Here is a 14,735-nt window from a genome sequence, read left to right as displayed (position 1 = left end):
TATTCCTTCCTTCTATTTTTTATTTTCCGAGGCAAAACTGAGAGAAAAGTTCATTGATTAAACCATCTTGGACTGTATCCCCGATAATTTCTCCGAGAATTTCCCAAGTTCTAGTGACATCAATTTGAATCATATCGACTGGAACGCCTGCTTCTGCAGCCGCGAGTGCGTCTTCAATTGTGGCACGTGCGTTGTGCAACAGTGCGATATGTCTTGCGTTTGAAACGTATGTGAAATCGCCTGACTCAAGATTTCCTTCGAAAAAGAGTCCAGCAATTGCTTCTTCCAATTCATCCACCCCTTCGTCTTTTAAAAGGGAGGTTGTGACAACTTTGCCTGTTCCGGCATGTTCCATCACTTTTTGCATATCAATTCTTTGCGGAAGATCGGTTTTGTTAATAACAAAAATCGTATCCATTCCTTTTACCGTTTCAAATAGGCGTTCATCTTCTATAGAAAGCTCTTCAGAACTGTTTAGTACAAGCAGAATTAAATCTGCTTCTTTCAACACTTTCCTGGATCTTTCGACACCGATTCGTTCCACGATGTCTTCCGTTTCTCTGATTCCGGCTGTATCAACAAGACGAAGCGGAACACCCCGTACATTAACGTACTCTTCAATAATATCACGCGTTGTCCCCGCTATGTCAGTTACAATCGCTTTATTTTCTTGAATGATGCTATTTAGCAAGGAGGACTTCCCTACGTTTGGCCTCCCAATGATAACCGTAGACAGGCCTTCTCGAAGAATTTTCCCTTGGGATGAAGTAAGTAATAACTTATCAATTTCATTTCTCACCCATGTACTTTTTTCAATCATAAGCGGAATTGTCATTTCTTCGACGTCATCGTATTCAGGGTAATCAATATTTACTTCAACTTGCGCTAACGTTTCGATAAGCGCTTGTCTTAATTCCCCGATCAATCGTGAAAGTTTTCCTTCCATCTGATTGAGCGCAACATCCATTGCCCGGTCTGTCTTCGAACGGATTAAGTCCATGACCGCTTCCGCTTGTGATAGGTCGACCCGACCATTAAGAAATGCCCGTTTTGTAAATTCTCCCGGTTCGGCAAGACGAGCACCTTCTTTTAGAACAAGTCTAAGAACACGAGTAACCGCGACGATTCCGCCGTGGCAATTTATTTCAATTACATCTTCACGGGTAAATGTTTTTGGTGCTTTCATAAGAGAAACCATTACTTCTTCAATCGTTTCATTTGTTCCCGGATCGATTAAATGTCCGTAATGAATTGTATGTGATGATTCTTCTTTCAGCCTCTTGCCGGACGGCGAACGAAAAATTTGATCCGCAATTTGGACAGCTTCATCCCCACTTAACCTGACGATGGCAATTGCGCCTTCCCCCATCGGAGTGGAAATGGCGGCTATTGTATCAAAATGCATGAAATTCACCTTCCTGGCTTGGTTACGCACATGTGGATAACCTATTTCGGACACGACTATCTAACATAATATATTATCACAAATCTGTTCATTCTCATAGCGGTGTAAGTGTTTTTTTGTGGATAAGTGTTTTCGATATTAAAACGAATCCATGAAAAAGTCCCGCAGAGACAGGATCCGTCTTTTGCGGGACTTTATTTTATTATCTAACTGATTCAATGACAAGATACCTGTAAGGATCAACGCCTTCTGAATATGTTTCAATATCCAATCGTCTTGATAAAGCATTATGAATTACTTTTCTCTCATAGGAAGCCATTGGCTCGAGTTGTACTTTTCGACCTGTTCGGACTGCTTTGTCGGCCATGCGATCAGCCAATTGTTCAAGTGATTGTTCACGCCGCTCCCGGTAATCACCTACATCCACCCGGACAACTTTGAATTGACTGGATGACTTATTCGTGACTAATTGCGCTAATTGTTGAATTGCGTTTAAAGTTTGCCCGCGCTTACCTATAAGTAGCGCAGCTTTTGCACTTTCCATATGGAAAGTGACATATTTGCCTTCAATTACATGATTTACTTGAATATCATCTATACCCATTGCAGTCGCAACCTTTGTTAAATAGTGCTTCGTCTCATCGACGGCTATTTCATCAGGAAGTCCTTCAACTTGTACTTTTTCTATTTCAATAGCAGATTTACCAATGGATTCATCGGTAGTAAGTTCCATATCGGTCAGCAGAACATCCTTTATAGGGTTTGCTTCCTCGAACAATGTCACTTTTTCAGGGACGGAAGGTTCTTCAACATTTATAATGGTTACGGCCACTTCAGCCTCTTTTACACCGAAACCAAGAAAACCTTTTTTTCCCTGATTGATCACTTCGACTTCTACTTCATCCCGCGTAACTCCAAGTGCTGTTAATGCCGATGAAATCGCTATTTCAACAGTGGCTCCCCTTCGCGTCATCCTTGTCATTTCCGTTTCCCTCCCACTTTTACAGGTTCCACTTCTTTTTTCTTAAATGGTTTGTAAATGAAGATATTTTGGATGATTGAAATGATATTACCGATTACCCAGTAAAGTGAAAGTGCTGCCGGCAAGAATGCACCAAAGATCATAATCATGAACGGCATAATGTACATCATTACTTTCATCTGGGGGTTGTCCATTGCAGGACCAGTACGCAGAACGATGAACTGCATGGCTCCAGCTAAAATTGAAAGTGTAATACTTGGCGCTGCAAGTTCAAACCACATAAAGTTCCCAATATCATAGGTTACATTCATTCGGCTGATAGCGTGATAGAAGCCGAAAAGAATTGGCATTTGAATGAGAACTGGCAAACAGCCTGCAACAGGATTGATTTTTCGTTCTGACATGAGTTTTTGCGTTTCTTCACGGTACTTTTGTTGAGTGACTGCATCTTTGGATTTGAATTTCTCTTTTAGAGCTTTCAGTTCGGGTTGTATTTCCTGCATCCGTTTTGAACTCTGTGTCTGTTTGATCATTAATGGAAGCAAGACAAGTCGGATGATGATCGTAACCGCAACAATTCCGTAACCGTATGTTCCGAGTAACTCTTTGAATGTCGTTATTAAAGAAACTAACGGCCAAACGACAAATTTATTCCAGAACCCTTCACTGTCCTCGTAAATAGGTTGTTGGAACTCCGAACATCCCGCAAGAAATACCGACAATGCTGTCAGTATGAGGATTAACGCTAATTTCTTTTTCAAATCAGTTCCCCCAAATCTTATCTTATTCAATTAGATAGCCCATTGGCCAATAATTTCAGTTTATCATGTCCATAGGTTTCCTTCTACTTCTTCTTTAACACTTTTGAAATACGTAAGACATGCTGTAAACTTTTCTTCGTTTCATGAAAATCCAATGTGGCAGCCTGATGTCTGGCGATGATGACATAATCCATGTCATTTCGCAGTTCATCTTTCATTTCCAAGAAGGATTGTCTTAAATACCGCTTAATCCTATTTCGGGCTACTGCATTGCCTACCTTTTTACTGACTGACAAGCCAATCCTAAATTCGGACTGGTCTTCCTTCCTATAGGAGTACACAACGAATTGCCGATTGGCAAACGACTTCCCTTTTTTAAATACTTCTTGAAATTCCTCATTTTTCTTTATCCGTTGACGTTTGTTCATCTATTCCACCTGCTCCGTCATCTATGATTATAGTTCTTCATTATAAACAAGAAAAAAGACCACTGAATGTCAGTGGCCTTATGCTGATAGCACTTTTCTTCCTTTACGACGACGAGCTGCAAGAATTCTGCGTCCGCTTTTCGTGCTCATTCTCTCACGGAAACCGTGAACTTTACTACGCTTACGTTTATTTGGTTGGTAAGTACGTTTCATCTTTTAAGACACCTCCTGCATTGATTGTCCTTAATTGCTGTGACAGTCTTGAATAGTATATCGGTTTTCCATCACAAAAGTCAACCTTTTTTTATTCAACAGAGATTCTGCCTAATTATATCTATTGATTTTTGTCCCGGAAGTTATCCACGGTTTCTCTAGGCCATAGAGAAGTTGAGTGTTGATAGTTTTTCAGGGCATATTTTTATGCACACTTCTTATCGACAGCTTTTTCACATATCAATGCCTGTGGATAAAGGTTTCATCCACATCTGTACATGCTGTGGATAAGGTTTAAGATTCCTTGTAATCCATCGTTTTTCCTGTTACAATGAATTGTATTTGTTGTGCACATATTTTTATAACGATTTTGTTATCCACAGTTGTTAATACATTGTGGATACTTTTTTCAACACTTTTGTATGAAAGTTATCCACGTAAGTGGAAACTGTGTATAATACATATCTTCAGGCTTTTTATTTACACTGCAAAGGAGGCACACGTTTGGAACATTTGGAAGAACTATGGATTGAAGTATTATCAAAAGTGGAACAGAAAATTTCAAGGCCCAGTTTCGAAACTTGGTTGAAGTCCACGAAGCTAATGTCCTACGGCGAAGAGAATGTCACCATCGCAGCACCCAATTCATTCGCTAAAGATTGGCTGGAAAACCACTACGTACATCTAATTACTGGAATTCTATCGGAACTGACCGGAGAAGACCGGATCATTCAGTTTGTCGTCCCTAAAAATATGGAAGAAAATGATTTTATGCTTCCCAAACCTACTGTTAAACCAATAGAAAAGGTTCCACTAACCTCAGCTCCAGGTATGCTTAATCTAAAGTATACATTCGATACTTTCGTCATCGGTTCAGGTAACCGTTTTGCCCACGCAGCATCGCTCGCTGTGGCTGAAGCCCCTGCAAAAGCTTATAATCCACTGTTTATCTATGGTGGTGTCGGGCTTGGAAAAACTCACTTAATGCATGCAATCGGTCATTATGTGCTTGAACAAAATCCATCGGCAAAAGTTATGTATTTATCGTCTGAAAAATTCACGAATGAATTCATCAACTCCATTCGCGATAACAAGGCCGTTGAATTCCGAGATCGATACCGGAGTGTGGACGTGCTCTTAATTGATGATATTCAATTCCTAGCCGGAAAAGAACAAACACAAGAAGAATTCTTCCATACGTTCAATACTCTCCACGAAGAGTCAAAACAGATTGTCATTTCAAGTGACCGTCCTCCAAAAGAGATACCAACCCTTGAAGACAGGCTCAGATCCCGCTTTGAATGGGGTCTTATTACAGATATAGCTCCTCCGGATTTGGAAACACGGATTGCAATTTTGCGCAAAAAAGCGAAAGCTGATGGGCTTATTGATATCCCGAATGAGGTTATGCTATACATTGCAAACCAGATAGATTCAAACATACGTGAACTTGAAGGCGCACTTATACGTGTTGTTGCCTATTCATCTTTGGTTAATTCGGATATTAATACGGATCTTGCTGCTGAGGCATTAAAAGATATCATTCCCAATTCCCGACCGCGTGTAGTAACGATTCTCGATATTCAAAAAGCTGTTGGAGAGCATTTCAATATTCGATTAGAGGACTTCACAGCCAAGAAAAGAACACGAGCAATTGCATTTCCAAGACAAGTTGCCATGTTCCTATCCAGAGAACTTACGGACTTTTCCTTGCCTAAAATCGGATCTGAATTCGGAGGTCGTGATCATTCAACTGTTATTCATGCACATGAGAAAATCAGGAAAATGTTGAAAGAAGAACAAGCACTTCAACAGGATGTTCAAGATATTCGTAATGTGCTTGGCAGAGGATGAGTTGTGGATAACGTAGAATAGAGAATACAAAACTTGCACATGTTATACACATGTGCAAAACGTTCGAGCAACTAGGGAAAAGAGACTTATGAACATATCCACAGGCCCTACTACTATTACTACTATCTATTAATAACTAATAATATATATACTAAGCGAGGTTACAGAATGAAATTTGAGATTATGAGAGACAAGCTGCTTGACGGATTAAGCGATGTAATGAAAGCCATAAGTCAAAAAGTAGCGATCCCAATTTTGACAGGTATCAAAATTGAAGTGGACGAAAAAGGAATGACTTTAACAGGTAGCGATTCCGATATAACGATTTGTACATTCATACCTGTTGAAGATAACGGGGAACAAATTATTCAAGTCATGGAGAAAGGCAGTATTGTGCTGCAAGCTAAAGTTTTTAGCGAAATTGTACGAAAACTCCCGACGAATGACGTAACTATCCAAGTTACTAATGGACTTCAAACACATATTCAATCAGGGAAGTCGGAATTCCATCTAATTGGATTAGATCCGGAAGACTATCCGATACTGCCGAATGTAAAAGATGAGTATATGTTTTCATTGCCTGCAGATTTAATGAAATCCATCATTCGTGAAACGGTTTTCGCGGTTTCTCAACAAGAAACAAGACCAATTTTGACAGGGGTTCACTGGGAAGCAAAAGATGGAGGACTTGCTTGTGTCGCTACAGATAGCCACCGATTGGCAAGAAGATTGACAATTCCCGAAGAAATGCCGGAAGTTCCATTCAGTGTAGTTATCCCAGGTAAAAGTCTACAAGAATTAAATAAAATTCTTCCTGACAATGCTGAACTAGTGGAAATCGTTATTGCCGATCAACAAGTTTTATTTAAAACACGTGGTGTATTATTTTATTCACGTTTACTTGAAGGCAATTACCCAGATACTTCACGACTCATCCCTTTGGAATACAAAACATCGGTGACGGTGAATGGGAAACTTCTTCTACAAGCGATTGACCGGGCATCACTGCTCGCACGAGAAGAAAGGAATAACATTGTCCGCTTCTCAGCAGATGAAGGGAAAGTCATCGAAATCTCTTCGAATTCTCCTGAAGTGGGGAAAGTTGAAGAATTGGTAGAAGCAATCGGAGTAATAGGCGAAGGACTGAATATCTCATTTAGTGCCAAATATATGATGGATGCATTGAAAGCAATCGATGGGCAGGATGTAACCATTCAATTTACAGGGGCGATGCGCCCATTCATCTTGAAATCGGTTGACGACGACTCGATTCTGCAATTAATACTCCCTGTAAGGACATACTGATTTTTGAAGGATAGTCACTAATTTGACTATCCTTTTTACTTACGATCGAAAATCAGCTAAAATAGAAGGATAAACTAACTGACGAAGGGTTGAGAAGCATTGGAAAATGTAACAATCGACACAGAATATATAACACTTGGACAATTATTAAAGATGACTGACTTAATCAGTTCCGGCGGCATGTCCAAATGGTTCCTAGAAGAAAACATTGTTTATGTCAACGGTGAGGAGGAACAGCGCCGAGGAAAGAAACTTCGTGACGGAGATATTATCAAAATCCCTGACGTAGGCACATATAAAGTAATTGGACAATTAGACGGTCAAACGGATGCATATTGAACGTCTGGCACTAACTGATTTCCGGAATTATGAATCACTCGAACTTTCATTTTCACCGCAAATTAATGTATTAATCGGCGAAAATGCCCAAGGTAAAACAAACATCATGGAAGCCATCTATGTCCTCTCCATGGCAAAATCGCATAGAACATCCAATGATCGTGAATTGATACGTTGGGAACAAGAATATGGTAAACTAGAAGGGGACATACAGCGTAAGTACGGACGACTACCGTTAGAATTAGTTATTTCTAAAAAGGGCAAGAAAGCGCGAGTTAATCATCTTGAACAGAAACGCCTTAGCTTGTACATCGGTCAATTAAATGTCGTCATGTTCGCTCCGGAAGATTTGAATCTTGTAAAGGGCAGTCCCCAGGTGAGAAGACGGTTTTTAGACATGGAAATCGGACAAATTTCTCCAACTTATTTACACGATCTCTTAACATTTCAAAAGATATTGAAACAACGTAATGCCATTTTAAAAGACAATCGGGGTAAATCGATACTCAATGATGTCATGTTTGATATTTATACAGAACAGTATATTCAATTGGCCGTTCAAATTATTCGCAAACGGTTTTATTTTATGGAACTTTTGCAGAAATGGGCTGAACCAATCCACAAAGGCATTTCCCGTGGTATCGAATTTCTTAAAGTTTCATATGGAACGCTAAAAGAACTCGATTCCGGACAGACTGTGGAACAGATGCAGTCAATAGTGGGCCAGCGCTTGCTTGAAGTGAGACAACGCGAGCTGGATAGAGGTATGACATTAATTGGACCGCACAGAGACGATCTCCACTTTATTGTCAACGGTTATGACATCCAAACGTATGGATCGCAGGGACAGCAGCGGACAACAGCACTGTCCCTTAAACTTGCGGAAATCGAACTCGTCAAGCAAGAAGTTGGAGAAACACCCATTCTTCTTCTTGATGATGTTTTATCCGAACTTGACGATTACCGGCAATCTCATCTTTTAAACACAATTCAAGGAGAAGTGCAGACAATTGTTACTACGACGAACGTAGCGGGAATCGACCATGACACAATTCGCCAAGCAGATATATTTGAAGTAACAGCGGGTGAAGTGGCCAGAAAAGATGATTGACAATTGCAGTAATCCTGTTTTATAAATTCAGGTTATAAAAGTGTTAGACGTTCTGAAAGGAAAGGTGAACAGTTTGGCAATGGAAGAGAAAGATATGCAGATGGCCTATGATGAAAATCAAATCCAAGTCTTAGAAGGATTGGAAGCTGTCCGCAAACGTCCAGGTATGTATATCGGGACAACGAGTTCTAGAGGACTTCACCATTTAGTATGGGAAATTGTTGACAATAGTATTGATGAGGCTCTTGCAGGTTACTGTGACCATATTGAAGTAACGATGGAAAAAGACGATTGGATTTGTGTCGACGACAATGGTCGGGGAATTCCGGTAGGTACTCAGGAGTCAACAGGCAGACCAGCAGTTGAAGTTATTATGACGGTACTTCATGCAGGCGGTAAATTTGGTGGCGGAGGCTACAAAGTTTCGGGCGGTTTGCACGGCGTTGGCGCATCTGTTGTAAATGCATTGTCCGAGACGACAGAGGTATTCGTTAGACGTGATGGTGAAGTTCATTTCATCGAGTTTCAACGTGGTGCAGTAACCAAAGAACTAAGTGTAATCGGTAAAACTGATGAAACTGGATCAAGAATCCGCTTTAAAGCAGACCCTGAAATCTTTACAGAAACAACAACATATGAGTATGAAATTTTAGCGCATCGCCTTCGCGAACTTGCGTATCTCAACCGCAGTCTTCGGATTACGATTACAGATAAGCGCAGCGAAGAAGAGCGAAGCGACGTTTATTACTACGAAGGCGGCATCAAGTCATACGTAGAACATTTGAACAAAAACAAAGAGCCTATTCATGATGAACCGATTTTCGTTGAAGGTGAAAAAGATGGTATTTCAATTGAAATTGCAATGCAATACAATAGCGGCTACGCAGAGAGTCTGTTTTCATTCGCCAATAACATCAACACATACGAGGGCGGTACGCATGAATCAGGTTTTAAGACAGCCTTGACACGTGTCATCAATGACTATGCAAGGAAGAACGGTGTATTGAAAGAAGCCGATCCAAACTTATCAGGCGACGATGTACGTGAAGGATTAACTGCTATTATTTCGATTAAACACCCTGACCCGCAATTTGAAGGACAGACTAAAACGAAACTCGGTAACTCTGAAGTGAGTACAATTACCAACTCACTATTTTCTGAAGGATTCCAAAGGTTCCTGCTTGAAAATCCAACAACATCGCGTCAAATTATCGATAAAAGTCTCATGGCAGCACGTGCCCGTCTTGCAGCGAAAAATGCGCGTGAATTTACACGCAGAAAGTCTGCACTTGAAGTATCAAGCCTTCCAGGGAAATTGGCGGACTGCTCTTCACGTGATCCAGCTATAAGTGAACTGTATATCGTTGAAGGTGACTCGGCCGGTGGTTCAGCTAAAATGGGACGCGACCGACACTTCCAAGCAATTCTTCCACTTCGAGGCAAAATCTTGAATGTTGAAAAGGCACGTCTTGATCGGATTTTAGGTAACTTGGAAATTCGTGCAATGATTACAGCTCTAGGCACTGGCATCGGAGAAGAATTTGATCTTGCTAAGGCACGTTATCATAAACTTGTTATTATGACTGATGCAGACGTCGATGGTGCTCACATTCGTACTCTTCTTTTAACCTTTTTCTTCCGCTTTATGCGACCGCTTATTGAGGCGGGGTATGTGTATATTGCCCAGCCACCTCTTTATCGTGTGAAACAAGGGAAAACTCAGGAGTATTGCTACACTGAGGAAGAACTCCAAGAAATTATTGGACGGCTCCCGGCTATGCCTAAACCTGTCATTACACGGTATAAGGGTCTAGGAGAAATGGATGCAACACAATTGTGGGATACAACAATGGATCCTGATCAACGTACATTGCTTCAAGTTCATCTTGAAGACGCATTCGACGCGGATTCGACATTCCAGCAGCTTATGGGAGATGAAGTCGAACCGCGACGTAAATTCATTGAAGAAAATGCAATGTATGTGAAAAATATAGATACCTGATAAGTTAGCTAAACCAAAAGTCAAATGGAACTCGTTTTGTATAAATATAGCGTAAGCGCCTTACAAGGGTTAGCTAAAACTGCTTGGCTTACAGCGGGAGGCATCCCCTTGCGCCGCAGTGGATTCATTAGGTAATTTAATTTTATCGTTACGGATTTATGAGTTGAAAGGAGTCTAATAACATGGCAGATATGCCTCAACGTGGTGTAAAGGGGATTAACATTAGTACAGAAATGAAGACCTCATTTCTCGATTATGCAATGAGTGTCATTGTTTCACGTGCGCTCCCCGATGTGAGGGATGGTTTAAAGCCGGTCCATCGTCGTATTCTGTATGCAATGCAGGATCTTGGAAATACCGCAGATAAACCGCATAAGAAATCTGCACGTATCGTCGGAGACGTTATCGGTAAGTATCACCCCCATGGTGATAGTGCTGTGTACGACACGATGGTTCGGATGGCCCAGGATTTCAACTACCGTTATATGCTCGTCGACGGTCACGGGAATTTTGGTTCAGTAGATGGTGACGGTGCAGCTGCGATGCGTTACACAGAATCACGAATGTCACGTATTGCTATGGAACTTCTTCGCGATATCAATAAAGATACAGTGGATTACCAAGATAACTACGATGGGCAGGAAAGAGAACCGATAGTTCTCCCAAGCCGTTATCCAAATCTGCTTGTCAATGGAACAACCGGTATTGCCGTTGGTATGGCAACAAACATTCCGCCACATCATCTTGGAGAAACGATTGATGCTGTCCTGGCGCTGGCTGACAACTCCGCTATTACGACTGAAGAATTGATGGAAATAATACCTGGTCCGGATTTTCCGACAGGCGGGATCATTCTTGGGCGTAGTGGAATCCGAAAAGCTTATGAAACGGGACGGGGTTCAGTCATTATTCGCGGAAGAGTTGAAATTGAACAGCAGTCCAACGGCAAGGAAACAATCCTTGTACATGAATTGCCATTCCAAGTGAATAAGGCACGCCTTATTGAAAAGATTGCTGAACTAGTACGAGATAAGAAAATAGATGGTATTACTGATTTACGGGATGAATCAGATCGAACAGGAATGCGCATTGTTATGGAAGTCAGACGTGATGCAAATGCCAATGTGCTATTGAATAACTTGTACAAACAGACAGCACTTCAGTCAAGCTTTGGTGTCAATATGCTTGCACTGGTCGATGGTCAACCAAAAGTACTTGCACTAAAGGAAATTCTATATCATTATCTTGAACACCAAAAAGTTGTTATCCGAAGACGTACTATGTACGACTTGAAAAAAGCAGAAGATCGCGCACATATACTAGAAGGTCTCCGTATTGCACTAGACAATATCGACCGAATCATTACGCTTATTCGTTCATCGAAAACAACAGATGAGGCAAAAACAGGATTGATGGATCAATTCAATTTATCTGATCGTCAAGCCCAAGCCATTCTTGATATGCGTCTTCAACGATTAACGGGACTTGAACGGGATAAAATTGAAAGTGAATATGAAGCTCTCCTAGTCTTTATGGCTGAAATGCGCGCCATTCTTGCAGATGAATCAAAACTGCTTGAGATTATTCGTGAGGAATTACTGGAAGTGAAAACCCGTTTTGAGGACAAACGCAGAACGGAAATTACACTGGGCGGCGCTGAAATGATTGAGGATGAAGATCTGATCCCGGTTGAAAACTCTGTATTGACACTTACTCATAATGGTTATATTAAACGTTTACCTGCTAATACTTATCGAAGCCAACGACGCGGTGGCCGTGGAATACAAGGTATGGGTACCAATGATGACGACTTCGTAGAACACCTCTTGAACACGTCAACGCACGATACCATTTTGTTCTTCACGAGCAGAGGACGGGTATTCCGTACGAAAGGCTATCAAGTACCTGAATTCAGCCGGACCGCTAAAGGGTTGCCAATCATTAACCTATTAGGCGTCGACAAAGATGAGAAAGTAACAGCAATGATTCCTGTAGATGTATTCGAGAAAGATGATTACTTATTCTTTGCCACTCGTAATGGAGTCGTTAAACGTACGCCTGTGATTGAATTTGCCAATATCCGTTCAAATGGGTTAATTGCACTCACGCTTCGTGGTGATGATGAACTTATTGAAGTCAAAATGACAAGCGGTAAGGAAAACATTGCTATCGGAACGAAAGATGGAATGTTAATTAAATTCAATGAGACTGATATTCGTTCAATGGGTCGTATAGCAGGCGGGGTCCGCGGTATCCGTTTAAGAACAGGTGATATCGTAGTCGGTATGGATACAGTAGATGAAGGCGATGAAATCTTAGTCGTAACAGAAAAAGGGTTCGGAAAACGGACACCTGAAGATGAATATCGTATCCAGTCACGTGGTGGTTACGGATTGAAAACATTAAATGTAACAGAGCGAAATGGGACACTTGTTTCGATGAAGACAGTAGATGGAACTGAAGATCTCATGCTAATCACAATTCACGGCATTCTGATTCGTATGGATATTGAAGACATTTCTGTTATTGGGCGTAGTACACAAGGAGTCCGTTTAATCCGTTTAGGGGAAGATGAACTTGTTGCGACTGTTGCCAAAGTTGTAAAAGAAGAAGAAGAACTAGAAGAACTAGAAGAACTAGAGAACGACAACAGTAGTATGGAAGAAGACACAGCTCCTTCTGAAATACCAGAAGATGATATATCGTCGCCTATAGAGGATGACGAGTGAAAAAGCTAGAAATAGTAAAAGGTTATTGGAATGGCCAAGTTGGCCGTCTCAATAACCTTTTTATTTTTTATCGTTTGTTTGAAATATTTAAAGTACAATAGAAATAACTATCTGATGAAAGCAGGTAACATCAATGACAGAAACGTATATAAAAACAAGTGACCTACGTCCAGGTATTATCCTAAGTGAAGATATATTTGTAAATACGAGATACCCGATTGTTAGGAAGGGCACAGAACTCTCCTTAGAGCACTTGGAAGTTTTGAATGCATTTGGCGTGAAAAAAGTAAAAATTCAAGAACGCTTAATCGTTAAAAAAGAAGAAATGCTTGAACACGACAGTGAAGGTACAGTGGATCCAGATGAAATTCTTACGATAACATCCTTGAAGCAGACAGATTTACAAACACAGTATAGTGAAGCTGTCCAAAAGTATAAAAAAGAATTTCTTGGATGGCGTGCAGGCATTCGTCCTGATATAGCAAAAGTCCGTTCAATGGTCATACCTTTATTGGAAAGTTGGAGTGAACAGAAAGGTAAATTAGCAGCTTTAAATGAACTTTCAAATCCCGATGACTATATGTATCATCATTCTATAGCCGTTGGGTTACTAGCTTCAGCCATTGGTGCCCAAGTCGGATTCCCCAAAGGAGAGATTTTACAGCTGGGCCTTGCGGGTACGTTAGCCGATTGTGGAATGTCAAAAATTGAAGTGTCAATAACTGAGAAGGCAGTATTCCTTACGAAGGATGAGTTTAATGAAGTGAAAAAACACACAATATACAGCTATCAAATGCTTCAAGATACGCCACTTTTGCGTCATGAAATGAAGTTGGCGATTCTTCAACATCATGAACGTCTGGATGGTAGCGGTTATCCGCGAGGTGATAAGATGAATCAAGTTTCTGTTCATTCACAAATCCTTGCCGTTTCGGACGTCTTTCACGCAATGACATCTGAAAGGATATACAGATCAAAGGAATCACCTTTTAAGGTAATTGAAATGATTAAAGAAGAAGAGTTTGGAAAATTTGATATCAAAGTCGTACAAGCATTACTTGATATAGTAGGGAATCTATCTATTGGAGCAAAAGTACAACTGACAAATGGCGTGGTAGGAGAGGTTATATTTGTCCACCGAGATGCGAGACTGCGGCCAATGCTTAAAATAACTGAAGATAATTCTATTTTAGATTTAACAATCAATCGTCATCTAGCTATAGAAAAAGTACTCTAATAGAAGAGAGTACTAAGTTTTTGGATTAGTAGACTCGAAAAACCCTTTAGATAGCGCATTGCAGTACCATTTAAAAAGAAAGTGTAGTTATTTTAAATCTAGCATTGCAATTAACAAGATAAGATGTTATATTTAATAACGTTGCACATCCGACATATTGAAAACAACTTAAAAGAAGTTAAAGAAAGTTGTTGACACGGACGACGCAACTTGGTATGATATAAGAGTTGCCACTGAAACAAGCGGCAAACAAATAAAGAGGAAAGTAAATTAGTTCCTCGCCAAATGAACCTTGAAAACTGAACAGCAAAACATCAATGAGATATCGCGAGAGTGTGAACGCACTTGAGCAAAACGTTTCGAAGTAAG

12 protein-coding genes are annotated in these 14,735 nt (G+C 40.6%); 7 read left to right on the top strand and 5 right to left on the bottom strand.

Translation table 11 applies throughout. The features are described 5' to 3' along the window. Nucleotides 1-19: 19 nt before the first annotated feature. The 5 genes from mnmE to rpmH form a co-directional block, all read right to left on the bottom strand. A complete protein-coding gene (mnmE, locus tag AC1TO4_RS17070) occupies nucleotides 20-1,405 on the bottom strand; it encodes a tRNA uridine-5-carboxymethylaminomethyl(34) synthesis GTPase MnmE (RefSeq protein WP_482102616.1) in 1,386 nt (461 codons plus the stop codon). 202 nt (nucleotides 1,406-1,607) lie between these two features. Further along, on the bottom strand, nucleotides 1,608-2,387 hold the full coding sequence (jag, locus tag AC1TO4_RS17065; protein WP_482102615.1) for an RNA-binding cell elongation regulator Jag/EloR: 780 nt from the start codon (nucleotides 2,385-2,387) through the stop codon (nucleotides 1,608-1,610). Next, entirely contained in the window at nucleotides 2,384-3,148 is a 765-nt protein-coding gene (yidC, locus tag AC1TO4_RS17060) for a membrane protein insertase YidC (protein WP_482102614.1), read from the bottom strand. The genes jag and yidC overlap by 4 nt, the downstream gene beginning before the upstream one ends. An 83-nt stretch (nucleotides 3,149-3,231) precedes the next feature. Continuing rightward, entirely contained in the window at nucleotides 3,232-3,576 is a 345-nt protein-coding gene (rnpA, locus tag AC1TO4_RS17055; RefSeq protein WP_482102613.1) for a ribonuclease P protein component, read from the bottom strand. Between the two features lie 78 nt (nucleotides 3,577-3,654). Then, nucleotides 3,655-3,789, bottom strand: a complete 135-nt coding sequence (gene rpmH, locus AC1TO4_RS17050) for a 50S ribosomal protein L34 (protein ID WP_067204080.1) — start codon at nucleotides 3,787-3,789, stop codon at nucleotides 3,655-3,657. 504 nt (nucleotides 3,790-4,293) lie between these two features. On the opposite strand from rpmH, the gene dnaA reads away from it, so the two are divergent. The 7 genes from dnaA to AC1TO4_RS17015 all read left to right on the top strand — a co-directional run bounded on the left by dnaA (nucleotide 4,294) and on the right by AC1TO4_RS17015 (nucleotide 14,366). Beyond that, nucleotides 4,294-5,643 (top strand): chromosomal replication initiator protein DnaA, encoded by a 1,350-nt coding sequence (gene dnaA, locus AC1TO4_RS17045; protein ID WP_482102612.1) that lies wholly within the window; start codon nucleotides 4,294-4,296, stop codon nucleotides 5,641-5,643. A gap of 168 nt (nucleotides 5,644-5,811) precedes the next feature. After that, nucleotides 5,812-6,948 (top strand): DNA polymerase III subunit beta, encoded by a 1,137-nt coding sequence (gene dnaN / locus AC1TO4_RS17040; protein WP_482106283.1) that lies wholly within the window; start codon nucleotides 5,812-5,814, stop codon nucleotides 6,946-6,948. Between the two features lie 99 nt (nucleotides 6,949-7,047). Next, on the top strand, nucleotides 7,048-7,287 hold the full coding sequence (gene yaaA, locus AC1TO4_RS17035) for a S4 domain-containing protein YaaA (protein ID WP_482102610.1): 240 nt from the start codon (nucleotides 7,048-7,050) through the stop codon (nucleotides 7,285-7,287). After that, complete coding sequence (gene recF / locus AC1TO4_RS17030; RefSeq protein ID WP_482106282.1) at nucleotides 7,277-8,398, top strand: DNA replication/repair protein RecF; 1,122 nt, start codon at nucleotides 7,277-7,279, stop codon at nucleotides 8,396-8,398. The genes yaaA and recF overlap by 11 nt, the downstream gene beginning before the upstream one ends. Nucleotides 8,399-8,477: 79 nt before the next feature. Further along, entirely contained in the window at nucleotides 8,478-10,400 is a 1,923-nt protein-coding gene (gene gyrB, locus AC1TO4_RS17025) for a DNA topoisomerase (ATP-hydrolyzing) subunit B (RefSeq protein ID WP_482106281.1), read from the top strand. 182 nt (nucleotides 10,401-10,582) lie between these two features. Further along, complete coding sequence (gyrA, locus tag AC1TO4_RS17020; RefSeq protein WP_482106280.1) at nucleotides 10,583-13,129, top strand: DNA gyrase subunit A; 2,547 nt, start codon at nucleotides 10,583-10,585, stop codon at nucleotides 13,127-13,129. A gap of 133 nt (nucleotides 13,130-13,262) precedes the next feature. Then, a complete protein-coding gene (locus AC1TO4_RS17015; protein WP_482106279.1) occupies nucleotides 13,263-14,366 on the top strand; it encodes an HD-GYP domain-containing protein in 1,104 nt (367 codons plus the stop codon). The last annotated feature ends 369 nt before the right edge of the window (nucleotides 14,367-14,735 follow it).

Source organism: Sporosarcina sp. Y838 (genome assembly GCF_056786515.1).
Note: the sequence above shows the minus strand (reverse complement) of the source record. Positions and strands in the feature narration are given on the sequence as shown.

Coding starts and splice junctions, on each gene's coding strand:
- mnmE (WP_482102616.1), bottom strand. CDS start 1,405: ATGCATTTTGATACAATAGCCGCCATTTCCACTCCGATGGGGGAAGGC.
- jag (WP_482102615.1), bottom strand. CDS start 2,387: ATGACAAGGATGACGCGAAGGGGAGCCACTGTTGAAATAGCGATTTCA.
- rnpA (WP_482102613.1), bottom strand. CDS start 3,576: ATGAACAAACGTCAACGGATAAAGAAAAATGAGGAATTTCAAGAAGTA.
- rpmH (WP_067204080.1), bottom strand. CDS start 3,789: ATGAAACGTACTTACCAACCAAATAAACGTAAGCGTAGTAAAGTTCAC.
- dnaN (WP_482106283.1), top strand. CDS start 5,812: ATGAAATTTGAGATTATGAGAGACAAGCTGCTTGACGGATTAAGCGAT.
- recF (WP_482106282.1), top strand. CDS start 7,277: ATGCATATTGAACGTCTGGCACTAACTGATTTCCGGAATTATGAATCA.
- gyrB (WP_482106281.1), top strand. CDS start 8,478: ATGGAAGAGAAAGATATGCAGATGGCCTATGATGAAAATCAAATCCAA.
- gyrA (WP_482106280.1), top strand. CDS start 10,583: ATGGCAGATATGCCTCAACGTGGTGTAAAGGGGATTAACATTAGTACA.
- AC1TO4_RS17015 (WP_482106279.1), top strand. CDS start 13,263: ATGACAGAAACGTATATAAAAACAAGTGACCTACGTCCAGGTATTATC.